Source organism: Streptomyces sp. DSM 116795, assembly GCF_055792905.1.
Map to the genome: position 1 here is coordinate 1,175,676 of NZ_CM147707.1, position 23,068 is coordinate 1,198,743.

Below are 23,068 nucleotides of genomic sequence, written 5' to 3' on the forward strand. Positions count from 1 at the left end.
CGAAGGGCCGATGCGCTCGATGCGCTCGAAGGGCTCGAAGCGTTCGATGCGCTCGATGCCCTCATGCGACGGGGTCGCCGACGACTCCGCCGGTGGCCGTGCGGATCGCGTGGGCGAAGCGCCGCGCGAGGGCCGTCACGTCCTGGAATTCCGTGAGGTCGGCACCGGCGAGGATGTCGGCGCCGATGTGCTCGTCCATCACCCGCACGACCGCGGCGGCGGCAGCGGCGTGCAACCGCACCTCCAGATCGCCGCCCGGTCGTTCAAGACGGTCGCCGATGATCGAGCGCATCTCCCGTTCCGTCTGGTCGCAGGCCATCAGCCACGCCGTGCGGAGTGCCGGCTCGGTGTCGGCGAGCCGGATCATCTTCATCGCGAGCATCTCGTCGGCGATGTCGACGGGCGGCGTCTCGTGTCGGAGCCTGGCCAGCTCCTCGGCCAGGTGGTCTTCGAGAGAGCTCTGCCGGGGCCAGCAGCGCAGCACCGTCAGCAGGGTGACGACGCCCTGCATGACGACCGGCTCGGCACAGCTCTCCTTGCTGCGGAAGTGCCGCCAGATGGTGCGCGTCGAGAGGCCCACGGCCTCCGCGATCTGATCGCCGCTCGTGGCGGCCACCCCCTGATCCCAGAACAGTCGCGCCGCCTCCCGGGAGATCTCCAGCCGCAGCCGCGCACGCCGCTGCTCGCTCATCCCTCCTCCGCTGCGCTTCTCCGCCGTCATGACGCCGTCACCCTCCCCGCCTTCCTGCTGTCATCAAGCGACAGCATGTCATTAAGTGACACGTCACGCCAGTCCGGGGTCTGAAGTACTTCGGCACGCGGCAGGACGGCATGCGGTTGCGCGGGGCGTATTGGAGCGCGTCGGGCCGTGCGGGGCTCCCCACTCGAAGCGGTGCCGCAGCCGTCGTCGCATACCGGCAAGACCGGCCGGACCGGCCGGAGAGCAAGGGTCTAACGGTGGATCGGGATGTGAGCCCCGGTCAGTGGCACTCCGGTCCCGCCGTGCCGTACGGCGACGATCTCGGCCGCGATCGAGAGCGCCGTCTCCTCAGGCGTACGGGCGCCGAGGTCGAGGCCGATCGGCGAGTGCAGCCGCGCCAGTTCGGCGTCGCCGACGCCCTCCTCGCGCAGCTGCTCCAGCCGGGCCAGATGGGTGCGGCGCGAGCCCATGGCGCCCACGTACGCGATGGGCAGCCGCAAGGCCCGCTCCAGCAGCGGCACATCGAACTTGACGTCGTGCGTCAGTACGCACACGACCGTACGGCTGTCCAGCTCCTGGGAGTCGAGATAGCGGTGCGGCCACTCCACGACGACCTCGTCCGCGTCGGGGAAGCGGGCGGCGGTGGCGAAGACGGGACGGGCGTCGCACACGGTGACCCGGTAGCCGAGGAAGGCGCCGGTGCGGGCCAGCGCGCTCGCGAAGTCGATGGCGCCGAAGACGAGCATCCGGGGCGGCGGCGCACTCGACTCGACCAGCAGCGTCACCGACGGACCGCACATCGGATCGTCCTCGCCTGCGGCCGCCCGGCCGCCGGCACCCGGCGGGCCGCCCTCCGTGCCCGTCTCGACGGTTCCGGTGCGGCCCGCGTCCAGCAGAGCGCGGGACTCGGCGGCGGCGGCCTCGTCGAGCGCGGCGGAACCGCCGAGGGTGCCGGAGACCTCGCCGGCGGCCGGCACGTACATCGCACCGCCCAGCAGCTCCTCCGGCCCCTCGACGACGCGGGTGAGCGCCACGGCCCTGCCCTCGGCGGCGGCCGCGACCGCGCCCGCGTACATCGCGTAGGCCTCGGTGCCGGCGCGTACGGGCGTGACGAGGATGTCGATGACGCCGCCGCAGGTCAGCCCGACGGCGAAGGCGTCCTCGTCGCTGTAGCCGAAGCGCTGGACCACGCTTCGGCCGGAGTCCATGGCCTCCTGACACAACTCGTAGACCGCACCCTCGACGCACCCTCCGGAGACGCTGCCCACCGCCTCGCCCTCGCCGTCGACGGCGAGAGCGGCACCCGGCTGGCGGGGCGCGCTGCCGCTCACGGCGACGACCGTCGCGACGGCGAAATCGCGCTCCTGCTCGCACCAGTGGTGCAGTTCGGCGGCGATGTCCAGCATCGTTGGCTCCTTACGGGCAAGCGCTGAGGCTGCGACCTGCGAGTTTACGCGCGACGGGCGTCCGCGGCCCCCTAGGGCGTCACTTCACGCCGAGCCATCCTTCGAGCGGGCTGAGCGCGAAGTACAGCAGGAACACGGCGGCCAGTCCCCACATCAGCGGGCCCACGTCGCGCCACCTGCCCTGGGCGGCCTTGATCACGACGTAGGAGATGCTGCCCGCGGCGATGCCCGCGGTGATGGAGTACGTGAAGGGCATCAGCACCATCGTCAGGAAGACCGGCACGGTGGTGGCGATGTCGCTCCAGTCGATGTGCCTGGCGTTGCTCATCATCATCGAGCCGATGACGACGAGTGCCGCCGCGGCGACCTGCGTGGGAATGACCTGGGCGAGCGGCGTGAAGAACAGGCAGAGCGTGAAGCCGAGTCCGGTGACGACGCTTGCCAGTCCCGTACGGGCGCCGTCGCCGACACCGGCCGTCGACTCCACGAAGACGGTCTGTCCGGAGGCGCCCGCGACGCCGCCGGCGACACCACCCGCGCCGTCGATGGCCAGAGCCCTGTTCAGGCCAGGCATCCGCCCCTCGTCGTCGGCGAGCCCCGCCTGCTGGCCGATCCCGATGATCGTGCCGATCGCGTCGAAGAAGCCCGCCAGTACGAGCGTGAAGACGATGACGCCGACGGTGACCGCGCCGACGTCGGCGATGCCGTCGAAGGAGATCTTCCCGAAGAGCCCGAAGTCGGGGGTGCTGACGATGCTTCCGGAGATCTCCGGCGCGTTCCGTCCGCCCCAGTCCTTCTTCTCCAGCCCCGCGAAGTGGTGCACCAGCCCCGCGACGACCGTGCCCCCGACGATGCCGGTGAGGATCGCACCGGGTACGCGCCGCACCTGGAGCACGAATACGAGCAGCACCGTGACGGCGAAGCACAGCACGGGCCAGCCCGTGAGCATGTCGTGGGTGCCCAGCTGCAGCGGCTTCGCGCCCGCGACGCCGCCCGGCCCGGGCATGCTCGTCACGAAGCCCGCCTGAACGAGCCCGATGAGGGTGACGAACAGTCCGATGCCCATGGTGATGGCGTGCTTCATCGCCAGGGGTATGGCGTCCATGATCAGCCGTCGCAGTCCCGTGACCACGAGCAGGATGATCACGGCGCCGTAGATGACGCACATGCCGAAGGCGCCCGCCCAGCTCATCTCCGGCGCCACCTGGTAGGCGAGCACCGCCGAGACGCTCAGCCCGGCGGCCAGCGCCAGCGGCACGTTGCCGAGTACGCCCATCACCAGGGTGGTGGCCGCGGCGGCGAAGGCGGTGGCGGTGGTGACCTGACCGGCGTCGAGGGTGGCCCCCGTCGCGTCGGGTACGGAGAGGATCACCGGGTTGAGCAGGACGATGTAGGCCATCGCCATGAACGTCGTCGCACCACCGCGTACTTCACGCGCGAGGGTGGAGTGCCGCTCCGATATGCGGAACCAGCGGTCGAGCCGGGAACGTCCGGCGGGCGGTCCGGGCGCGGTCGCTGTCGTGTCTCCCGCGCTCGCGCGGGGTGCTGTCTTGGACTGGGTCATGGTGTGCCTCTCCCAAGTTTCGTTGGGGCACCCCGAAGTGCCGTGACACTGCGGGGATTTGGGATGCACGACCCGGGGGACGGCCCGAGACGATACGGAGAGTTGCCCAGGGCCGGTGCGGACTCCCGCACCGGCCAAGCGGCTATCGAGTATCGGTCAGATGCTCGGGACGGACCGGGACCCTGGTCAGGGCGAGACCGGTCGCATTGCGGATTGCGGCGACGACTGCGGGGGTTGAGGAGAGCGTCGGCGCCTCGCCGACACCGCGCAGCCCGTACGGGGCGTGCTTGTCGGCGAGTTCCAGGACATCCACGGGGATGGCGGGGGTGTCGAGGATGGTGGGGATCAGATAGTCCGTGAAGGAGGGGTTGCGTACCTTGCCGCCCGGGTCGACGAGGATCTCCTCCATGACGGCCAGGCCCAGGCCCTGTGTCGTACCGCCCTGGATCTGGCCGATTGTCGAGAGCGGGTTGATGGCCTTGCCGACGTCCTGCGCGCAGGCGAGTTCGACGACCTTGACGAGGCCCAGTTCGGTGTCGACCTCGACGACCGCACGGTGCGCGGCGAAGGAGTACTGGACGTGGCCGAAGCCCTGCCCCGTCTCCAGGTCGAGCCGTTCGGTCGGCCGGTGCCTGAACTCCAGTTCCTCGTCGATGACTTCGTCACCGAGCACGTCTGCGAGCGCGGCCAGGACCTCGCCCTCCCCGGTCACGACCTTGCCGCCCTCCAGCAGGAGTTCACCGCCGGACACCCAAGCGGGGTGGTGGCCCGCGAACTTCTCCCGGCCGAGCCGGACGACCTTCTCGCGTACGGCCTCGCAGGCCTGCTTGACCGCGCCGCCGGTCATATAGGTCTGCCTCGACGCGGACGTCGAACCGGCCGATCCGACCTGCGTGTCCGCGGGCAGGATGCTCACGCCCGACACGCCCAGTTCGGTGCGGGCGATCTGCGCGTGCACGGTGACGCCGCCCTGCCCGACCTCGGCCATCGCGGTGTGCACGACGGCGACGGGCTCTCCGCCCGCGACTTCGAGCCGTACGCGGGCCGTCGAGTAGTCGTCGAACCCCTCGGAGAAACCGACGTTCTTGATGCCGACGGCGTAGCCCACTCCGCGCACCACGCCTTCGCCGTGCGTGGTGTTGGACAGACCGCCAGGCAGCGCACGTACGTCGACCCCGGTGGGAACACCGCCGCCGACCGCCGCGCCGGAGCTCTGCGAGCTCTCCCACTGGCGCTCGGGCGGCATCGGCATCGCCTTGACGCGGCGGAGGATCTCAGCGACGGGCGCGGGCGAGTCGACCTCCTGCCCGGTGGGCATCAGCGAGCCCTGCGACATGGCGTTCCGCTGCCTCAACTCGACCGGGTCCATGCCGAGTTCGGCGGCGAGGCGGTCCATCTGCGCCTCGTAGGCGAAGCAGGCCTGCACGGCGCCGAAGCCGCGCATCGCCCCGCACGGCGGGTTGTTGGTGTAGAGGGCGAGGGCCTCCATCTCGACGTTCTCCACCTCGTACGGGCCGGCGCCCAGCGATACGGCGTTGCCGACGACCGCCGGCGAGGAGGAGGCGTACGCGCCGCCGTCCAGCACGATGCGGCACGTCAGGTAGAGCAACTTGCCGTCGCGCGAGGCCCCGTGCTCATAGGTGAGCTTGGCGGGGTGGCGGTGCACGTGGCCGAAGAAGGACTCGTAGCGGTTGTAGACGATCTTGACGGGCTTGCCCGTGGTCATCGCCAGCAGACACGCGTGTGCCTGCATCGACAGGTCCTCACGCGCGCCGAACGCGCCGCCGACGCCGGAGAGCGTCAACCGCACCTTGTCCTGGGGCAGTCCGAGTACGGGCGCGAGCTGGTCGCGGTCGACGTGCAGCCACTGCGTGGCGATGTACAGGTCGACGCCGCCGTCCTCGGCGGGCACGGCCAGTCCGGACTCGGGTCCGAGGAACGCCTGGTCCTGCATGCCGACTTCGTACTCGCCGCGCACCACGACATCGGCCTGAGCCTTCGCCGCTGCCACGTCGCCGCGGACGACGGGCTGCCGGTGGACGACGTTGGGGTGCGTGACGTGCGGCGCGTGATGGTCGTCGCGGCCCGGATGCAGCACGGGGGCGCCGGGACCGGTCGCGCTCTCCTCGTCGTGCACGGGAGGCAGTTCGGCGTACTCGACGCGGATCTTCTCGGCGGCGCGGCGCGCGGTCTCCGGATGGTCGGCCGCGACGATGGCGACGGCCTCGCCGTGGTAGCGCACACGGTCCTTCGCCAGCACCGGCTGGTCGTGGATCTCCAGGCCGAAGTGGGTCGTCGCGGGCAGGTCGTCGTGCGTCATCACGCTGTACACACCCGGGAGCTTCAGCGCCTCGGACACGTCTACGGAGCGGATCTCGGCGTGCGAGTACGGACTGCGCAGGGTGCAGCCCCACAGCATGTCCTCGTGCCACAGGTCGGAGGCGTAGGCGAACTCCCCGGTGACCTTCAGCGTCCCGTCGGGACGCAGCGTGGATTCGCCGATGCCGCCCTTGGTGACGCTGCCCTGGGTGAGGGCGGTGGGGATGCGGGTCGGGGACGCTCCGGGCATCTCAGACCACCTCTCCGTGTGCGGGACCCTGGCCGCTGTGGGGGCCGGGATGCGGCCCGTGGCCGTCTCCGGGTGCTTCCGCGTGATCCGTACGGGCGGCGGCCAGCCGTACCGCGTCGAGGATCTTCTCGTAGCCGGTGCAGCGGCAGAGGTTCCCCGAGAGGGCCTCGCGGATGTCGGCGTCGGAGGGCCGCGCGTTGCGCTCGATGAGTTCGTCGGCGGCGACGAGCAGGCCCGGGGTGCAGAAGCCGCACTGGACGGCGCCCGCGTCGATGAACGCCTCCTGTACGGGCGAGAGCCGAACCCCGGAGTCCTGCGCGGGCAGGGGCTGCCAGCGCTGCTCGTCGGCGGCGGAGACGGATCCGGAGCCGGAACCGGACTCCGGCCCGGGCGCCGGCGCGGGGACGTCGCCGCCGCCCGCAGCCGCCGCCGCGGCGGTCCCGGCAGCGGTCTCCGCGCGCTGCCGCGCGTAGTCGGCGAGCCCTTCGACGGTCACGACGTCCCGCCCCTGGACCTGCCCGGCGGCGACCAGGCACGCGCATACGGACTCGCCGTCCAGCCGTACCGTGCAGGAGCCGCATTCGCCCTGCTCGCACGCGTTCTTGGAGCCGGGCAGACCCATGCGCTCACGCAGGACGTAGAGGAGCGACTCGCCCTCCCACACGTCGTCGGCCTCGTGCCGCCGTCCGTTGACGGTGAATGTCACGCGCATCGCGAGCCTCCTTCGTCGCCTGCGGCACGGCCCGCAGCGCTGCCGGCACCTCCGCGGTAGTCGTCCCAGACCCAGCCAAGCGTCCGGCGGGCCATCACGCCGACGGCGTGCCGGCGGTATGCGGCGCTGCCGCGTACGTCGTCGATCGGGTTGCACGCCGCCGAGCAGAGTCCGGCGAACTCCTTCGCCACGGACGGCGGAAGAGCCCCGCGGCTCCCCCAGAGCCCATCCTCCTCCAGCGCGGCCCCCAGGAACTCCTCGGCGGCCAGCGCGCGGAACGGCGTCGGCGCCGCGGACCCGACCGCGGCCCGCACGCTGCGGCTCTCCGGATGCAGCGCGACTGAGAAACCGCACACCGCGATGACCATGGCGTTGCGGGTGCCGATCTTGGAGAACTGCTGCGGCCCGCTCGCCCTCTTGATGTGCACACGCTTGATCAGTTCGTCGTCGGCGAGTGCGTTGCGCTTGACGCCGGTGAAGAAGTCCTCGACGGGGATGCGGCGCGAGCCGCGCACGGACTCCGCCTCGACCTCCGCGCCCGCGGTGAGCAGCGGCGGGTGCGAGTCGCCCGCCGGCGAGGCGGCTCCGAGATTGCCCCCGACGCTGCCGCGGTTGCGGATCTGCGGCGAACCGACCGTGTGCGCTGCGAGAGCCAGACCCGGCAGCTCACGGCGGAGATTCTCGATGATCCTCGTGTACGGGACGCAGGCGCCGAGGACGACGTCCTCCTCGCCGGTCTCCCACTCGTGCAGTTCGGTGACGCGGTTCAGGTCCAGCAGCTGTGCGGGGCGGCGCTGGTCGAAGTTGATCTCGACCATGACGTCGGTGCCGCCCGCGATGGGCACGGCTCCGGGGTGCTCGGCCTTCGCGGCGAGCGCCTCCTCCCACCGGGCGGGGCGCAGGAACTCCATGGGCTCTTCTCGTTTCGCTTCAGGTCGCTGGCGTGCGCGTTCTCGGACTTGCGCGGGGTCTAGGGGGTGTCTCAAAGTCCCTCCCCCAGCTACCGCTGGGAGGTGCCCCCAGCCCGCGGTGCCTGGCACGCACGCTCGCTGCGTTGTCGGTCGTCGGCGCAGCCCGCTGCGCTCTCCTCCCTCCGCCTTGCGATCGCACGAACCAGACGCCGCGGCCCCCCGGCCTGCGGCCGGACGACGTTACTTTGAGACACCCCCTCGGACGTACGCGGGTCGTCGACGTACGCGCCGTGCGGGCGATTCCGGATCAGTACACCGATGCATGCCCCGCCACGGGCAGTCACCGAAACCATGAAGCTCCGGCCTGCTCGCGCCCGCAGTCTTGTAGATTCGCACGAAGGCGCGCAGGCACGCCTCTCGCGCCATCGCACGGGCCCCCTCCCGCCTCCGGGCCCCACAACCACTACGCTTCCGGCCGTCGCTCTCCCGGCGCCCGGCACCGCAGCACCCTCGACTCCACAGAAACGGCGGCCACCGACCATGCGCCTGCGTGCACTCCTGGAGACCGGCTCCCTCGGTCTGCGTCTGCTCACCGGGGACGCCGAGCTGGACCGTACGGTGCGCGGCGTCATGACGACCGATCTGCGCGACCCCGGCCGCTACCTCTCGGGCGACGAGCTGGTCCTGACCGGCCTCGCCTGGTACCGGGAGCCACAGGACGCCGAGCCCTTCGTCCGCATCCTCGCGACGGCCGGAGTGGCAGGGCTCGCGGCAGGCGAGGCCGAACTGGGCATGGTGCCGGACGCCTTGGTGACGGCCTGCGCCGAGCACCGGCTTCCGCTGTTCGCGGTCATGGAGGAGGTGGCCTTCGCGACCGTCACCGAGCACGTGCTGCGGCAGGTCTCCCAGGAGCGCGCCGGCGACCTCGCGGCCGTGGTGGAGCGGCACCGGCGGATGATGGCGTCCGGCCCCGCGGGCGGCGGCCCCGACGCCGTGCTCGACCTGCTCGGTTCGGACCTCGATCTGCGGGCGTGGGTGCTGTCCGTCACAGGCCGTACGGTGGCGGGCCCGAGCAGGGACAAGGCCGCAGGCGGAGACGCGCGCGCCGGCGGGGGCCCGGTGTCCGGCGGCGTGCTGTCTCCCGGGGTGCCGTCCCCCCGCGTGCGCGCCCGGCTGGCGGGCGAGCATCTCGCCGCCGCACGCGCGGGACGTCCGGGCCACCGCCCGCACCGGGTCGCCGTGGCCGGGACCACCTACTCGCTCTTCCCGGTCCGCGGCGGCGGGCAGGGAACGGAGACGACGCCCGTGCCCGCGCAGCGCGACCCCTCACCCGCCGAATACTCCGGCCCGTCCGGCCCCTCCGGCCCGTCCGGATCCGCCGGTCCCGCCGGCCTCTCGGACTGGTTCCTCGCGGTCGAGGACGACGCCGCCGACTGGCCGGACGAACGCCTCGACCTCCTGGACGGCGTCACACAGCTCATCGCCGTCGAACGCGACCGCCGCGACACGGCCCGCACCGTCCGCCGCCGCCTCGCCACGGAGGTCCTGGAGCTCCTGCAGGCCGGTGCCCCGCCCGCCGAGACCGCGGCACGTCTGCGCGTCGCGGCCCCGGTGCTGCTCCCCGGCCTGGGCGGAGCCCCGCACTGGCAGGTCGTCGTCGCGCGGCTCGACGGAGCGCGCCTCGGGGGCGGCGGCGAATGCCGGTCTCTGCTGGAGGAGATCCTGCTCGATCCCCGTACGACCGGCGTGGAGACGGCCGACCGGGCAGCCGTCGCGCACGCCGGCTGCGAAGCCGTCGCCCTCGTCCCGCTCCCGGCGCTCACCCCCGGTCACGAGGCGCCGGAGTACGGCACACCGCAGACCGCGGAGTCCGGCGCCGCTCCCGGTCCCGGCCCGGCATCAGGACTGGACGCGGGCACCCTGCTCGCCGCCGTCCGCGAACCGCTGGAGCACGGCCTGGCCGAAGGCGAACGCCTCACCCTCGGCGTCAGCGCCACCGTCCACTCCGCGGGCGGGCTGCACGGCGCGCTCGAAGAGGCCCGCCACGCACGGCGGGTCGCCGCCGCGCGCGAAGGGCGGGTGTGCGCGGCCGGACACGAGGAGCTGGCGTCGCACGTGCTGCTCCTCCCCTTCGTCCCGGACGACGTACGGCGGGCGTTCACCGCCCGTCTGCTGGCGCCCCTCTACGACTACGACCGCCGGCACCGCGCCGAACTCCTCCCCACCCTCGCCGCGTTCCTCGACGCCGACGGCTCCTGGACGCGCTGCGCGGACCGGCTCCACCTGCACGTCAACACCCTCCGGTACCGCATGGGCCGGATAGAACAGCTCACCGGCCGCGACCTGTCCCGCCTGGAGGACAAGCTCGACTTCTTCCTTGCCCTGCGCCTGAGTTGAACGAAACGCTGCCGCCGCGCTTTACACGACCGGGCAGTCCGTAACCCCCGAACCGTGCGTATCGTTGTACCGCGCGGCTGCGCGATCCGGCGCGGCCGGGAGGAGCGTCACCGTGACCGTCATGACCGACAGGATCGAGATGACAGAGCCCGACGAGCTCACCTTGGACGATCTGTTCGAGCGGCTGGAGCGGATGCCCGTCCCCGATGGCTACAAGGTCGAGATCGTCGAGGGGTCCGTGCACATGTCGCCACAGCGTCGTACGCACTGGAAGATCATCCGCAAAGTACTGCGGCAGTTGGAGGATCATCTCGGCGAGGAGGCCGAGATCGACTCCGACGTCCGGATCGACTTCCCCGGCCATCTCAACGGATTCGCCCCCGACTTGGTCAAGATCGCCGATGGCGCCGCCCCGGACGCGCGCGGGCTCTTCTCGCCGCATGACATCGAGTTGGTCGTCGAGGTCATCTCGCGCTCCACCGCCGCCAACGACTACGGCCCCAAGCTGAGGACCTACGCCTCTTCGAGCGTCCCCGCCTATCTGATCGTCGACCCGTACGTCGGCCGCTCCCGGCTCTTCACACACCCGAAGGACGGCGACTACGGCAGGGACCTCACCGTCGACTTCGGTGAGCACATCGATCTGTCCGACACACCGGTCGGCCTCACGCTCTCCACGGAGGGCTTCCCGCGCGACTGACCGACGGGCTGGCTCGCTCACCGCCCTCGTCACACCTGTCAGTGGTCCGCGTCGCTCCCGATGTAGAGGCCGGCGACCGCTCGGCCCGCCTTCTCCGAGCGGGTCATGCGCCGCAGCCGGGCAGCCGTCACGCCCGCGCGGAACGGGTCGCCGGAGGACGGGCCGTGCACGAGTTCCGAGACCCAGTTGTTGAAGTCCTGGTACTGCCAAACCCGTCGCAGGCAGGCGTCCGAGTAGCCCTCGATGCCGCTCTCGTCGCCCTCCCGGTAGTACGCGCGTAAGGCGTCGGCCAGCAGCAGCGCGTCGTTCAGAGCGAGGTTCATGCCCTTGGCGGCGACGGGCGCCACCAGGTGCGCCGCGTCCCCGGCGAGATGCAGCCGGCCGTAACTCATCGGCTCGACCACGTAGTTGTGCATGTCGAGCACGCGGCGCTCGATCAGTTCGCCCTCGTTGAGCGGCGCCGCGTCGCGGGCGCCGAGCCGCGTGCGCAGCTCGCTCCAGACGCGCTCGTGCGGCCAGTTGCCGGTGGAGTCCCCCGGCGGGCACTCCAGGTAGTAGCGGGTGACCTGCGGGCCGCGCGCCATGTGTGCCGCGAACCCCTGGGTGTGCAGCCCGAACACGACCCTCTCCGCGGAGGGCGGCGCCTCGGCGAGCAGGGCGAGCCAGCCGACGCCCAGATCGTGCCGGAAGACCTCGACGCCGCCCTCCGGTATCGCGCTGCGGGCCGAGCCGCGGGCGCCGTCGCAGCCGGCGACGAAGTCGCAGGCGATGGTGCGCTGTTCACCTGTCCCGGGGTCGGTCCAGGAGACGGAGGGGCGCTCGGTGCGTATTCCGTGCACGGCCACGTCCCGTGCGGCGAACCGCACGTCGCCGCCCCCCTCGTCGGCGTACAAGCGCACCAGGTCCGTCACCAGCCGCTGCTGCGGGTAGACGATGTGGCGCTGGCCGGAGAGCGCGCCGTAGCGGAAGACGTGGCGCGTCCCGTCCAGCCGGAACTCGCAGTCGCCCTGCGCCTCCGCCGCGAGCAGCCCCGGCCCGGCGAGGCCGCGCCGCTCCAGCGCACGTACGGCCCACTCCTCGAGGAATCCCGCGCGCGGCAGCGCTTCGACGAAGTCCCGGCTCTCGGCCTCAAGCAGCACGCAGTCGATGCCCTCTGCGTGGAGCAGGTTCGCGAGGGTGAGCCCGGCCGGACCCGCGCCGATGACGACGACGGAAGTGGCACCCGCACCTGACGGGGAAACGGGGGTGCGGACGCCCTCGTCCTGCTGCTCCGGATCCACCCGAACCTCCCGAACAAAGCGTCAACCACCGGGCAGGCGCCCAAGATTAGAGCAGAGTGATCTTGGTGTACAGCGGAGCCCGGCGCCCTGGTCCGCGGGCCTACGACACCAGTTGCCAGGCCGCGGCGGCCGCCATCACGACGGTGAGTACGGTCAGTACGAGCATGGCGACCGCCACGGCACGTCCGTGGCCGTGGCTGCCGGCCTGGCCGGTGCTCGCGCGGCTGCGCCGGCCGTCGCCACGGTCGCTGTCGCCGTTTCCGCCGTCGCCGTTTCCGCCGCTGCCGGCGGCCTGCGGGCGCTCAGCGTCCACGGGAGCCCCCTCGGGATGGACGTGCGGTGCTCGGTGCACCCGTCCAAGAGTGACCGCGCCGGAAGCGCACGTACAGGAGACTGTGCGCCAACCGGGCGAAGCGGGTGCGACAAGGCCACGGGCAGGCAGGCTCCATGGACGTGCGCAGAGAGTGGCGTCCGAAACCCGCGAGCGCGTGACCTGCGCAGTTGTTTGACTGCCCGCACACAGCGCCGGAGATGACGGGGGCACCATGAACAGCGGCCGTTCTCCCGCCGGCAGGACCGTCGCTCAGTTCGGTCTGCTGGCTCTGGCGTGGGGGGCCAGCTTTCTGTTCATCAAGATCGGTCTGGACGGTCTCTCACCGGTGCAGGTCGTCACGGCACGGATGGTGTGCGGTTGCCTGACCCTGGCACTGATCATGCTGACGGCTCGGAAGCCGGTCCCCCGCGACCCCGCTTTGTGGGGTCACCTGACCGTCGTCGCCCTACTGCTCTGCGTCCTGCCGTTCACCCTGTTCGCGTGGGCGGAGCAAGAGATCCCGTCCGGACTCGCGAGCATCTACAACGCCGTCACCCCCTTGACCACCATGGCGTTCGCAATGGTGCTGCTCAGTACCGAGCGCCTCACCCGTGACCGAGGGATCGGACTGGGTTTCGGGTTCGCCGGCGTATTGATGACCGTCGGGCCGTGGACCGCCGGTTCCGGGAGTGGTGACCTGCTGCCGCAGCTGGCCTGCCTCGCCGCGACGACCAGTTACGGCCTGGCGTTCGTCTATCTGCGCCGGCATGTGGCCGGCCGGGGCGTCCCGGCACTGACGGTGGCATTCGTCCAAGTCACCGCCGGCGCCGTCATCATGGCCGTACTCACACCGTTCGTGGCCACCAGCCCGGTACGGCTCACTCCGCCCGTCGTACTGAGCACGGTGGCTCTCGGGGCAGTGAGCACCGGACTCGCCTACGTATGGAACACGAACGTCGTCGAAGCCTGGGGAGCTTCGCACGCCGCCGCGGTGACCTATTTGACGCCTCTCGTCGGAGTGATCCTGGGCGTGCTGGTCCTTCATGAGCCTCTGGCTTGGAATCAACCCGTGGGCGCGGGCCTGGTCATCATCGGGATCCTGGCGGCGCACGGGAGGTTCAGACGGTCCGGCTCCCGGCCGGACGAGGCACCGGCCTCCCGGCAGACGGTTCATCCGGGTCCGGTTTCCTCCCGGCTCTCCCGGTGGTTCGGCTGAGAACCGTCACGCCAGGAGGGAGCGCCAGCGGTCGGCCGACTCCATCATGTCCAGGACGACCCGCTCCAGGAACGTCCCTGCCCTGGTCAGCCGCCGGCCCACCGGGCTGTCGGGCCCGAGCGTCTCCGCCGCCGCGATCGCGGCCTGCGCCGAATCGAGTGTCAGCCGCGAGCTGATCACGATCGAGTGGTACCAGGCCTCGTCGTCGATCACGTAGATGTCGCGACGCCGCTGCGGATCGCGCTCGCGCCGGACGAACCCCTGCTGGACCAGGAAGTTCACGGCCACGGAGACGGAGGCAGGGCTGAGCTTCAGCCTGCGGGTCAGGTCGGCCGCGGTGCGCCTGCCGTCCTCGGACAGCATCAGGTCGACGTGCACGCGCGCTGTCGTCCTCGGCATCCCCGACCTGACCGCCAGCTCGACGATCTCCTCTTCCATTTCCGTCGTGCTGCCCGGCGGTCCGCCCGCCCGTGGGGGTGCCGGTGTGCCACGCCGCGCCCGCTGGACCGTCTCCCGGTGTGCTTGCTGGGGGCGGTAGCCGCCGGGGCCGCCGTTGCGTCCGACCTCCCGGCTGATCGTCGAGGTCGGCCGGTCGAGCCGCCTGGCGATCTCGGCGTAGGAGAGCCCTTCGGCGAGTCCGGCCGCGATGCGCTGGCGGTCCTGCTGGTTCAGTCGTCCTCCTGGCATACCGCCAGTATTGCCTTCGACGTCATTCATTGCAACGCATCATTGCATTCGAGCTCAGCGTCATTGCACCAGTTTTGGTCGCTTGAACAGGGCTAACGCGCTTTCTCTGATTGACGCAATTCTGAATGCAACGTAGCTTTCGAGCTGTGTTAAACGCGTACTATCGCGAAATGAGGATCGATCATGGATGAATCCCTGCACACCGTCACGACGATGCCGTCGGCGCGTCAGCCCGGCTGCCCCTTCGCCCCTCCGGCAGAGCTGGTCGACGCCCGCCGGCACGGCCCCATCAGCCGCTACACCTTCCCCAGTGGAAGGCCCGGCTGGCTGATCACCGGATACGACCTGGTCAGATCGGTCCTGGCCGACTCGCGGTTCAGCTCACGCAAGGAGCTCATGCGCCACCACCCGACCATCGACTACGGCGACATCGAGGTCCCGCCGGCGCCGCCCGGCGAGTTCCTCCTCATGGACGAGCCCCAGCACAGCCGCTACCGAAAGCCCCTGATGGGCAAGTTCACGGTTCGGCGGATGCGACTGCTCACCGAGCGCGTCGAGCAGATCACCGCCGACCACCTGGACGCCATGGAGAAGGCCGGGCCGCCGGCGGACCTGGTGACCGCGTTCGCCAGGCCCATCCCCGCCATCATGATCTGTGAGCTGCTGGGGGTGCCGTACCAGGACCGGGGGTCCTTCCAGGAGCAGGTCGACTCGTTCATGAACGGGGAGACGAGCGACGAGGACCTGATAGCGGCCTACACCGCGACCCAGAACTTCCTCGCGGAGCTGGTGGCCGCCAAACGCGCGAACCCCACCGACGACGTGCTCAGCGACCTCACCGACAGCGATCTGACCGATGAGGAGCTGAAGGGGATCGCCCTGATCCTGCTGGCGGCCGGGCTCGACACCACCGCGAACATGCTGTCCCTCGGCACCTTCGCGCTGCTGCGCAACCCGGAGCAGCTGGCCGCACTGCGCGCCGATCCCGCACTCGCCGACCGGGCCGTGGAGGAGCTGCTGCGGTACCTCAGTGTCGCCAAGACGTTCATGAGGACGGCACTGGAGGACGCCGAGGTGGGCGGGCAGACCATCGAGGCGGGCTCGCCGGTGATCCTGTCGTACAACACCGCCAACCGCGACCCCGGGCGCTTCGCCGATCCCCACGTGCTCGAGCTGCGCAGGCAGGACGGCGGGCACCTGGCCTTCGGCCACGGCATCCACCAGTGCCTGGGTCAGCAGCTGGCCCGCGTCGAGATGCGGGTCGCGTTCCCCGCGCTGGTCGACCGCTTCCCCACGCTGCGCTTGGCCGTACCGCCCGAAGCGGTTGCCCTCCGCCCGGAGACCGCGGACATCTACGGGGTGAAGAGCCTCCCGGTCACCTGGGATGCGTGACCGATGAGGATCACCGTGGACGCCGAGCGCTGCCTCGGCTCCGGAATGTGCGTGCTGACGGCCGGCGAGGTGTTCGACCAGCGTCAGGACGACGGCAAGGTGGTCGTACTGCGACCCGAACCGCCAGCTGAAACGCGGGAGTCGGTTCGCGAGGCAGCCGAACTGTGCCCTGCCGCGGCGATCACCCTGTCGTAGCCGTCGAGGCTCGCAGAGCTCGCAGTACCTGCCCGGGCGAGGTTGCCCGACGGCCACACGCCGTCCGCCGTCCGGTCCGCCGCGCCCCCGCGAATCCCGACCGGATTCGGGGGGCGCTTGGTCCCCGACGACTGCCGCTCTCCCGCCGACGCGAAGTACCCCGCCCGGAAGCCGGCTCGGTGCATCCCCTTGACCGGGTCGGCACGGGCCTGTAGGAAGCCATACCACAGAGTGGCATTCAGAGTTTCATCAAGCGAAACGCAACGGAGGCCACGGCGTGGCAAAGCGCCACATAGGCGGGCGGGAGGAGCGGGCGGATGGTTCAAGGACAAGGTCCGGCGGAGGGGCCGCCGAAAGTGAGGATGGCCAAGGTCGCGTTCGCTGCGCTGTCGGCCTCGAGCATCGAGAACTACGACTTCTTCATCTACGGAACGGCCGCGGCGCTGGTCTTCCCGCAGCTGTTCTTCCCGGGGCAGGACGCGCTGACGGGCGTTCTGCTCAGCTTCGGCACCTTCGCGGTGGGGTTCGTCGCGCGGCCGCTGGGCGGCATGCTCTTCGGCCACATCGGTGACGTACGAGGCCGCAAGACGGCCCTGATCGGCGCGCTCGTCGGAATGGGTCTCGCGTCGACTCTCATCGGTCTTCTGCCGACGCACGCGGCCATCGGCATCGCGGCGCCGATCCTGCTGGTGCTGCTCCGCTTCATGCAGGGGATCGCGGTAGGGGGACAGCTCGGCGGTGTCGTACTGCTCGCCACCGAGAACGCCCCGCCGCGACGCCGGGGCTTCTACTCCAGCTTCGCCCAGGCAGGCGCACCGGGCGGCATCATCCTCGGCAACCTGGCCTTCATCCTGGTCATCAGGCTCACCTCGCCCGCCGCCTTCGAGTCCTGGGGGTGGCGCGTCCCCTTCCTCGTCAGCGCGGCGCTTATCTGGCTGGCCATCCACCTCCAGCTCAAGCTCGAAGACACCGACGCGTTCCGGCACCTGCAGAAGGTCAAGGAACAGCGTGCCGCGGCCGCGGAGGCAGCCGGATCCGAGGATCCGCCGGCGGCCGCGGGCGGAACGGCGCCCGCCGGGCACCCGGGGGAAGCAGGAAGCGGTTCCCCCGTCATCCGTGCGTTCAAGGTGCACTACCGGCAGATCGCCCTGGTCGCCGCCGCGTACATCGGCATCAACGTGACGTACTACCTCTTCATGACGTTCGCGGTGTCATACGCCACGAACCCGGAGATACTGGGCCTTTCGAAGAACTCCATTCTGTTCGCCGTGCTCGTCGCGGCCGGAGTCCAGCTGGTGGTTCTGCCTCTTTCCGGCGCGCTGTCCGACCGTCTCGGCAGGCGCACCATGCTGCTTGCCGGATCGGGCATGCTCTGCCTCTTCTCGTTCGCCTTCTGGCCGATGCTGAACACGAAATCGGACGTCGTGATCCTTGCCGCCTTCGTTGTGGGCCTCGGGCTGATGCACACCACGATGTACGGGCCGCAGGGCGCCTTCTTCGCCGAGGTCTTCTCCACCGGTCTCCGCTACTCGGGCGTCTCGATGGGCGTGCAGCTGGGTTCCGTGCTGGGCGGTGCCTTCGCACCGCTGATCGCCACCTCGCTGTACGCCGCGACCGGTTCCTCGACCGCCGTCGCCGCCTATATGGCCGGCGTCTGCGCGATCACCTTCGGTGCGGTGCTGCTGATGCCGGAGACCCATCTGAAGGACATCAACGAACCGGTCGTACGGGCACAGCCGGCTCCCCCGAAGGAGACGGAGGCGCCGGCGCCGACCTGACGGCGCACGCGGGCCCGTACACCCGCCGCGGGAACCGACGCAGGAACAACGAGCAGTGGAGGAAAGCCAGATGAACATGCCCGCTCGGCGGCTGGGCGAACTGGACGTCAGCGCACAAGGGCTCGGATGCATGGGCATGAGCGAGTTCTACGGCGGCGCAGACGAAGCCGAATCGGTCGCGACGGTGCACCGTGCGCTCGATCTGGGGGTGTCCCTGCTGGACACCTCCGACATGTACGGGTACGGCGCCAACGAGGAGCTCGTGGGCCGCGCGATCGCCGGACGGCGCGAACAGGTCGTCCTGGCCACCAAGTTCGGTGTCGTGCGCTCGGACGACGCCATGGCGCGCGGGGTGCGCGGTGACGCGGAATACGTGCGGCAGGCGTGCGACGCGTCGCTGCGCCGCCTCGGCGTGGATCACATAGATCTCTATCAGCAGCATCGCGTCGACCCCGAGGTCCCCGTCGAGGAGACCGTCGGCGCCATGGCGGAGCTGGTCGCCGCTGGGAAAGTGCGGCACCTGGGGCTGTCGGAGGCGTCGCCGGAGAGCATCCGCCGCGCGCACGCAGTCCATCCCATCAGCTCCGTGCAGACCGAGTGGTCCCTGTGGTCGCGGTCGATCGAGGGTGAAGTCGTACCGGTGTGCCGCGAGTTGGGCATCGGCATCATGCCGTACTCCCCGCTCGGACGAGGCTTCCTCACCGGCCGCTTCCGCTCGCCGGACGACTTCGGCGAGGACGACTTCCGGCGTACGTCCCAGCCGCGTCTGGCCTCGGGGAACCTGGAGCGGAACCTTGAGTTCGTGCGCGCGCTCGAAGCACTCGCGGCGGACCGCGGCGTCACCGCGGCACGGCTGGCGCTGGCCTGGGTGCAGAGCCGCGGGGACGACGTGGTGCCGATCCCCGGCACGAAGCGGCGCAAGTACCTCGAAGAGAACGTGGCCGCCGCGCACATGACGCTGTCCGGCGACGACGTCGCCGCGATCGAGGAGGCCGTGCCCGCCGGAATGATCAACGGCGAGCGGTACTCGCCGGACCGCATGACCTTGATCGAATGAGCTCGGCACGGATCGGCGAGCAATCGAACCGGCGAGAACCGCCGAGTAAGGCTGGTGACATGCGCTTCAAGGACCGAGTGGCTGTTGTGACCGGCGGAGGGGGCTCCGGCCTCGGCAGTACGCTGGTCCGCCGCTTCGCCGCCGAGGGCGCCGCCGTCGTCGTGGCCGACGCCGACGGCGCGGCCGCGGACGAGGTCGCCGAGTCCGTACGGAGCGAGGGCGGGCGGGCTCTGGGCGTACGCACCGACGTACGCCGCGAAGAAGACGCCGACGCGATGGCGGCTGCGGCGAGGAGCGAGTTCGGGCGCATTGACGTGCTGGTGAACAACGCCTTCACCTCCAATCCGGCCTGCATCCTGGACGCCCGCATCGAGGACTGGAGCCGCGACGTCGACGTCGTGCTGAAGGGCACCTTCCTGTGCTCCCAGCGGGTGCTGCCGACGATGATCGCTCAGGGGAAAGGGGTGATCATCAACGTCTCGTCGGTGAACGCGCACACGCACGTCGGCGCCTCCGCCTACAGCGCCGCGAAAGCAGGCGTGGAGTCGCTGACACGCAACCTGGCCGTCGAGCACGCACCGGACGGGATACGGGCCAACGCGCTGGTGCCGGGCACGTTCCGTACGGACGTGTGGAACGAGCGCCAGAAGATCGACCCGGAGATCCTCGAGCGCCTGGGCGGCTGGTACCCGCTCGGTCACGTCGGCACGACCGGCGACATCGCCGCCGCGGCGCTCTTCCTGGCCTCGGACGAGGCGTCGTGGATCACCGGAACCCTGCTCCCGGTGGACGGAGGACTGCTGGCGGGCAATCCGCGGTTCGCGCGGGATGTTCATCCGGAGAATCACACGTGATTCGGATTGGAGTCGTTCGTCCGTGAAGGACCAAGTGCGTGTCTCGCTGGTGCAGTTCAGCGCCGCTCCGCTGGATCCCGTACGCAACGCCGAGCGGATGGCGGGATTCGTCGAGCGCGAAGTCCGTGAGCACGGCGCCGAGTTGGTCGTCTTTCCCGAGCTGAGCAACACGGGCTATGTGCGGTCCTCCCGGGACGGCACCTTCGCCGAGCAGCTCTACGCCGCATCGGAACCGGTACCGGGCCCGACCACCGAAGTGCTCGCGGCAGCCGCCCGGGAGACCGGCGCGTACGTCGTGGCCGGCGTCTCGCAGCGGCATCCGCACGTGCCCGAAGTGCTCTTCAACAGCGCGGTGCTGGTCGATCCCGCCGGCGGGCCGTGCCGTGTGCAGCACAAGGTGCACGCGTGCAGGGAGGAGAAGGAGTACTACGTCGCCGGCGACGTAGTGGAGGTGTTCCCCACACCGCTCGGCACGCTCGCCCTGAACCTCTGCTACGACGTCCGCTTCCCCGAACTCGCCCGCGTGCAGACCCTCGCCGGCGCCGAGATCGTCGTCTCGCTGTGGGCCTCGGCCGTACAACCCGGCAGGGTCCCGAGCGACAGCATCATCGCCCGCTGCGCGACCAGGGCCATGGAGAACGCCGTGTTCTTCCTCGGCTGCAACCGCACGGGCACCGACGGAGACCAGGTCTTCTACGGCCGCAGCGCCGTCGCCGGGCCGAGCGGAGACACCCTGGCCGGCTCGGACTCCGACCGGGAAGAGGCCGTACGAGCAGTGCTGCACGGCTCCGAACTGCGGGCCCAGCGCCGCTACCTGACGCTGTTCCGCGACCGCCGCCCCGAGCTGTACGGGCGTATCACCGAACCGCTGTCGGCCCCCAGCCCGCCGGCCGCCGGCGAGCGAGGAGCCCGGCCATGACGACGTCACCGGAGCACGCGATCGCAGGTGCGTCCGACGACGTCGCCCAGTGGACGGCGGCCGCACTCAACGCCGCCTACGCCGCGGGCGATCTCTCCCCCGTCGAAGCGACAGATGCCGCGCTGCGGGCAGTCGACGCGCACAACGACGGCTGCAGGGCATTCGCGTTCGTCGATCACGAGGGAGCGCTGAAACAGGCGAAGGCGGCAGAGCAACGCCGGGTCGAGGGACGCCCGTTGGGGAGTCTGGACGGCGTACCGGCATCGATCAAGGACCTGTTCCTGACCCGCGGGATGCCGACGCTGCGCGGTTCCACGAGTTCGGACCCCGCACAGCCCTGGGACACCGACAGCCCCGCCGCCGCGCGACTGCGCGAGAACGGGCTCGTGCTGCTCGGCAAGACCACGACCTCCGAGTTCGGCTGGAAGGGGGTCACCGACAATGCCGTGGACGGCGTCACCCGCAACCCCTGGGACCGCGCGCTGACTTCGGGAGGGTCGAGCGGCGGCAGCGCCGTGGCGGTGAGCGCGGGCATGGGGGCGGTGTCGGTGGCCACGGACGCGGCAGGATCGGTACGGATACCGGCCTCGTTCTGCGGCGTCGTGGGCTTCAAACCCACCTACGGGCGCATCCCCCTGTATCCGCCGAGCGTGCTCGGGACGATGGCGCACGCGGGGCCGATGGCCCGTTCGGTCGCCGACATCGCCACGATGATGGATGTGCTCGCCGTGCCGGACCACCGGGATCCCACCGCGGACAGGGCGGCGGGCCCGGGGAGCCACCGCCAAGGTCTCGGCGCGGACGTCCGCGGCGTACGCGCCGCCTTCTCGCCCACGCTGGGCCGCGGGCAGGTCCATCCGGAGATCGCCGCAGTCGTCGCCGAGGCGGTGGCCGACCTGGCCGCGGCAGGTGTCGACGTCGAGGAGTCGCACCCCGCACTCCCCGATCCCCTGGGGGCGTTCGAGGTGCTGTGGTCCTCGGGCTTCGCACACCTGCTGGACCGGCACCGGCGTGACCACAACCCCGAGAGTGACGCCACGGAGGAGCCGTCGGACCCCGGGCTGCGAGCCCTGGCGTCCCGCGGAGCGCGTCACTCGGTGAGCGACTACCTCCACGCACAGAGCGAACTGACGGCACTCGGCATCCGCATGGGCGGCTTCCACAACCGATTCGACGTGCTGATCACGCCCACCGTGCCGATCGAGCCCTTCGAGGCGGGCCACGACGTGCCGCCCGGCTCCGGCATGCGGAGCTGGGCCGAATGGGCCCCCTTCAGCTTCCCCTTCAACATGTCGCGGCAGCCCGCGATCAGCGTCCCGGTCGGATTCACGTCACGGGGACTGCCGGTCGGCCTGCAGATCGTGGGCCCCAGGCACGCGGACGGACTGGTGCTGGCGATGGGCGCGTTGACGGAAGAGCTCAGCCGCGGACCCCGTGTCCGTACGGGCACACGGAAGATCACTGACGGACGACCAGATCCGGAGACGGCATGAAATTCGGCGTCAACACCTTCGTGACGGACGAGGGGATTCGTCCGGACGTCCTGGCCAGGGCCCTGGAGGACCGGGGCTTCGAGTCGCTCCTGGTCACCGAGCACTCGCACATCCCCGTGAAGCGGGAAACCCCGTGGTCGGGCGGCGGCGAGCTGCCCCGCGTCTACTACCGCACGTACGACCCCTTCACGGCGCTCGCCGCCGCGGCCACCGCGACGTCCACGCTCACGCTCGGCACCGCCGTGGCGCTCCTCGCCCAGCGGGACGTGTTCCACACGGCCAAGGAGGTCGCCACCCTCGACAGGCTCTCCCGGGGCCGGGTGCTCTTCGGCGTAGGCGCCGGCTGGAACCGCGAGGAGATGCGCAACCACGGCGTCGACCCCCGGAGCAGAGGACCGCTGCTCAACGAGAAGCTCGCCGCGCTGAAGGAGCTGTGGACGAACGACCAGGCCGAATTCCACGGCGAGCACGTCGACTTCGACCCCGTCTTCGCCTGGCCGAAGCCGGTGCAGCGGCCTCACCCGCCGGTCTGCGTCGGCGGAGAGAGCCGGGCTGCCCTGGACCGCCTGGCCCGATACGGAGACGGCTGGATGCCGCGGGCGAAGACCCCGCCCGAGGAGCTGCGCCGGGTGGCGTCCTGGCTGGCCGAACAGGGCCGCACCGACGTCCGTACGACGCTGTGCGGTGCGACCACCGACGCGGGCGCGGTCGAGGGCTACGCGGAAGCGGGCGTGGAGCGGGTGACCTTCACTCTGCCCACCGCCCCGGAAGCGGAGACGCTGCGCCGCCTCGACGAACTGGCTGCGTTCGTCGGACGCGCCGGTCCCGGGAGCGGATAGGGCACCGTACCTGTCGCTGATGGTGGAGACGGAACTTCCCCAGCGAGAGCGCGTACCACACATTGAAATGACCGTGCCGTGATGCG

The 23,068-nt window shown here is 70.7% G+C and carries 20 protein-coding genes; 11 read left to right on the forward strand and 9 right to left on the reverse strand.

Annotated features, from left to right (window positions below; genetic code table 11):
• Positions 1 to 61 precede the first annotated feature (61 nt).
• From ACSMXX_RS05035 to ACSMXX_RS05060, 6 genes are all read right to left on the reverse strand, one after another.
• Entirely contained in the window at positions 62 to 721 is a 660-nt protein-coding gene (locus ACSMXX_RS05035) for a TetR/AcrR family transcriptional regulator (RefSeq protein WP_473182833.1), read from the reverse strand.
• Positions 722 to 951: 230 nt separating this feature from the next.
• Complete coding sequence (locus ACSMXX_RS05040) at positions 952 to 2,106, reverse strand: XdhC family protein (protein WP_473182834.1); 1,155 nt, start codon at positions 2,104 to 2,106, stop codon at positions 952 to 954.
• A 79-nt stretch (positions 2,107 to 2,185) separates the two neighbouring features.
• Positions 2,186 to 3,670 carry an NCS2 family permease gene (locus ACSMXX_RS05045; protein WP_473182835.1) on the reverse strand — a complete coding sequence of 495 codons (1,485 nt, stop codon included), beginning with the start codon at positions 3,668 to 3,670 and terminating at the stop codon, positions 2,186 to 2,188.
• A 142-nt stretch (positions 3,671 to 3,812) separates the two neighbouring features.
• Complete coding sequence (gene pucD, locus ACSMXX_RS05050; RefSeq protein WP_473182836.1) at positions 3,813 to 6,239, reverse strand: xanthine dehydrogenase subunit D; 2,427 nt, start codon at positions 6,237 to 6,239, stop codon at positions 3,813 to 3,815.
• A 1-nt stretch (position 6,240) separates the two neighbouring features.
• Entirely contained in the window at positions 6,241 to 6,951 is a 711-nt protein-coding gene (locus ACSMXX_RS05055; protein ID WP_473182837.1) for a (2Fe-2S)-binding protein, read from the reverse strand.
• Positions 6,942 to 7,862, reverse strand: a complete 921-nt coding sequence (locus tag ACSMXX_RS05060) for an FAD binding domain-containing protein (protein ID WP_473182838.1) — start codon at positions 7,860 to 7,862, stop codon at positions 6,942 to 6,944. The genes ACSMXX_RS05055 and ACSMXX_RS05060 overlap by 10 nt, the downstream gene beginning before the upstream one ends.
• Before the next feature lie 540 nt (positions 7,863 to 8,402).
• Between ACSMXX_RS05060 and ACSMXX_RS05065 the strand changes: the two genes are divergently transcribed.
• Both ACSMXX_RS05065 and ACSMXX_RS05070 read left to right on the forward strand, forming a co-directional pair.
• Positions 8,403 to 10,259: a PucR family transcriptional regulator gene (locus ACSMXX_RS05065; RefSeq protein WP_473182839.1), complete on the forward strand. Its 1,857-nt coding sequence runs from the start codon at positions 8,403 to 8,405 to the stop codon at positions 10,257 to 10,259.
• Positions 10,260 to 10,380: 121 nt separating this feature from the next.
• Positions 10,381 to 10,959, forward strand: coding sequence for a Uma2 family endonuclease (locus ACSMXX_RS05070; protein ID WP_473184637.1), 579 nt, complete (start codon positions 10,381 to 10,383; stop codon positions 10,957 to 10,959).
• 38 nt (positions 10,960 to 10,997) lie between these two features.
• Here ACSMXX_RS05070 and ACSMXX_RS05075 read toward each other — a convergent pair whose 3' ends face one another.
• Both ACSMXX_RS05075 and ACSMXX_RS05080 read right to left on the reverse strand, forming a co-directional pair.
• Positions 10,998 to 12,239 (reverse strand): 4-hydroxybenzoate 3-monooxygenase, encoded by a 1,242-nt coding sequence (locus ACSMXX_RS05075; protein WP_473182840.1) that lies wholly within the window; start codon positions 12,237 to 12,239, stop codon positions 10,998 to 11,000.
• A gap of 100 nt (positions 12,240 to 12,339) precedes the next feature.
• Complete coding sequence (locus ACSMXX_RS05080) at positions 12,340 to 12,552, reverse strand: hypothetical protein (RefSeq protein WP_473182841.1); 213 nt, start codon at positions 12,550 to 12,552, stop codon at positions 12,340 to 12,342.
• A gap of 232 nt (positions 12,553 to 12,784) precedes the next feature.
• On the opposite strand from ACSMXX_RS05080, the gene ACSMXX_RS05085 reads away from it, so the two are divergent.
• Complete coding sequence (locus tag ACSMXX_RS05085; RefSeq protein ID WP_473182842.1) at positions 12,785 to 13,768, forward strand: DMT family transporter; 984 nt, start codon at positions 12,785 to 12,787, stop codon at positions 13,766 to 13,768.
• 6 nt (positions 13,769 to 13,774) lie between these two features.
• Here ACSMXX_RS05085 and ACSMXX_RS05090 read toward each other — a convergent pair whose 3' ends face one another.
• On the reverse strand, positions 13,775 to 14,455 hold the full coding sequence (locus ACSMXX_RS05090; RefSeq protein ID WP_473182843.1) for a helix-turn-helix domain-containing protein: 681 nt from the start codon (positions 14,453 to 14,455) through the stop codon (positions 13,775 to 13,777).
• 183 nt (positions 14,456 to 14,638) lie between these two features.
• Between ACSMXX_RS05090 and ACSMXX_RS05095 the strand changes: the two genes are divergently transcribed.
• The 8 genes from ACSMXX_RS05095 (at position 14,639) to ACSMXX_RS05130 (ending at position 22,982) form a co-directional block, all read left to right on the forward strand.
• Entirely contained in the window at positions 14,639 to 15,847 is a 1,209-nt protein-coding gene (locus tag ACSMXX_RS05095; protein ID WP_473182844.1) for a cytochrome P450, read from the forward strand.
• A gap of 3 nt (positions 15,848 to 15,850) precedes the next feature.
• On the forward strand, positions 15,851 to 16,042 hold the full coding sequence (locus ACSMXX_RS05100) for a ferredoxin (RefSeq protein WP_473182845.1): 192 nt from the start codon (positions 15,851 to 15,853) through the stop codon (positions 16,040 to 16,042).
• Positions 16,043 to 16,359: 317 nt separating this feature from the next.
• Positions 16,360 to 17,820 (forward strand): MFS transporter, encoded by a 1,461-nt coding sequence (locus tag ACSMXX_RS05105; RefSeq protein WP_473182846.1) that lies wholly within the window; start codon positions 16,360 to 16,362, stop codon positions 17,818 to 17,820.
• A 70-nt stretch (positions 17,821 to 17,890) separates the two neighbouring features.
• Positions 17,891 to 18,877: an aldo/keto reductase gene (locus tag ACSMXX_RS05110; protein ID WP_473182847.1), complete on the forward strand. Its 987-nt coding sequence runs from the start codon at positions 17,891 to 17,893 to the stop codon at positions 18,875 to 18,877.
• 59 nt (positions 18,878 to 18,936) lie between these two features.
• A complete protein-coding gene (locus tag ACSMXX_RS05115; protein WP_473182848.1) occupies positions 18,937 to 19,731 on the forward strand; it encodes an SDR family NAD(P)-dependent oxidoreductase in 795 nt (264 codons plus the stop codon).
• A 22-nt stretch (positions 19,732 to 19,753) separates the two neighbouring features.
• On the forward strand, positions 19,754 to 20,650 hold the full coding sequence (locus ACSMXX_RS05120) for a carbon-nitrogen hydrolase family protein (RefSeq protein ID WP_473182849.1): 897 nt from the start codon (positions 19,754 to 19,756) through the stop codon (positions 20,648 to 20,650).
• Positions 20,647 to 22,143, forward strand: a complete 1,497-nt coding sequence (locus tag ACSMXX_RS05125; protein WP_473182850.1) for an amidase — start codon at positions 20,647 to 20,649, stop codon at positions 22,141 to 22,143. The genes ACSMXX_RS05120 and ACSMXX_RS05125 overlap by 4 nt, the downstream gene beginning before the upstream one ends.
• On the forward strand, positions 22,140 to 22,982 hold the full coding sequence (locus ACSMXX_RS05130) for an LLM class F420-dependent oxidoreductase (protein WP_473182851.1): 843 nt from the start codon (positions 22,140 to 22,142) through the stop codon (positions 22,980 to 22,982). Before ACSMXX_RS05125 ends, ACSMXX_RS05130 begins: the two co-directional genes overlap by 4 nt.
• Positions 22,983 to 23,068 lie beyond the last annotated feature (86 nt).

What these genes read in the sequence shown, in the direction of transcription:
- ACSMXX_RS05035 (WP_473182833.1), bottom strand. Translation starts at nt 721, where the DNA reads ATGACGGCGGAGAAGCGCAGCGGAGGAGGGATGAGCGAGCAGCGGCGT.
- ACSMXX_RS05040 (WP_473182834.1), bottom strand. Translation starts at nt 2,106, where the DNA reads ATGCTGGACATCGCCGCCGAACTGCACCACTGGTGCGAGCAGGAGCGC.
- ACSMXX_RS05045 (WP_473182835.1), bottom strand. Translation starts at nt 3,670, where the DNA reads ATGACCCAGTCCAAGACAGCACCCCGCGCGAGCGCGGGAGACACGACA.
- pucD (WP_473182836.1), bottom strand. Translation starts at nt 6,239, where the DNA reads ATGCCCGGAGCGTCCCCGACCCGCATCCCCACCGCCCTCACCCAGGGC.
- ACSMXX_RS05055 (WP_473182837.1), bottom strand. Translation starts at nt 6,951, where the DNA reads ATGCGCGTGACATTCACCGTCAACGGACGGCGGCACGAGGCCGACGAC.
- ACSMXX_RS05060 (WP_473182838.1), bottom strand. Translation starts at nt 7,862, where the DNA reads ATGGAGTTCCTGCGCCCCGCCCGGTGGGAGGAGGCGCTCGCCGCGAAG.
- ACSMXX_RS05065 (WP_473182839.1), top strand. Translation starts at nt 8,403, where the DNA reads ATGCGCCTGCGTGCACTCCTGGAGACCGGCTCCCTCGGTCTGCGTCTG.
- ACSMXX_RS05070 (WP_473184637.1), top strand. Translation starts at nt 10,381, where the DNA reads ATGACCGACAGGATCGAGATGACAGAGCCCGACGAGCTCACCTTGGAC.
- ACSMXX_RS05085 (WP_473182842.1), top strand. Translation starts at nt 12,785, where the DNA reads ATGAACAGCGGCCGTTCTCCCGCCGGCAGGACCGTCGCTCAGTTCGGT.
- ACSMXX_RS05090 (WP_473182843.1), bottom strand. Translation starts at nt 14,455, where the DNA reads ATGCCAGGAGGACGACTGAACCAGCAGGACCGCCAGCGCATCGCGGCC.
- ACSMXX_RS05095 (WP_473182844.1), top strand. Translation starts at nt 14,639, where the DNA reads ATGGATGAATCCCTGCACACCGTCACGACGATGCCGTCGGCGCGTCAG.
- ACSMXX_RS05100 (WP_473182845.1), top strand. Translation starts at nt 15,851, where the DNA reads ATGAGGATCACCGTGGACGCCGAGCGCTGCCTCGGCTCCGGAATGTGC.
- ACSMXX_RS05105 (WP_473182846.1), top strand. Translation starts at nt 16,360, where the DNA reads ATGGTTCAAGGACAAGGTCCGGCGGAGGGGCCGCCGAAAGTGAGGATG.
- ACSMXX_RS05110 (WP_473182847.1), top strand. Translation starts at nt 17,891, where the DNA reads ATGAACATGCCCGCTCGGCGGCTGGGCGAACTGGACGTCAGCGCACAA.
- ACSMXX_RS05115 (WP_473182848.1), top strand. Translation starts at nt 18,937, where the DNA reads ATGCGCTTCAAGGACCGAGTGGCTGTTGTGACCGGCGGAGGGGGCTCC.
- ACSMXX_RS05125 (WP_473182850.1), top strand. Translation starts at nt 20,647, where the DNA reads ATGACGACGTCACCGGAGCACGCGATCGCAGGTGCGTCCGACGACGTC.
- ACSMXX_RS05130 (WP_473182851.1), top strand. Translation starts at nt 22,140, where the DNA reads ATGAAATTCGGCGTCAACACCTTCGTGACGGACGAGGGGATTCGTCCG.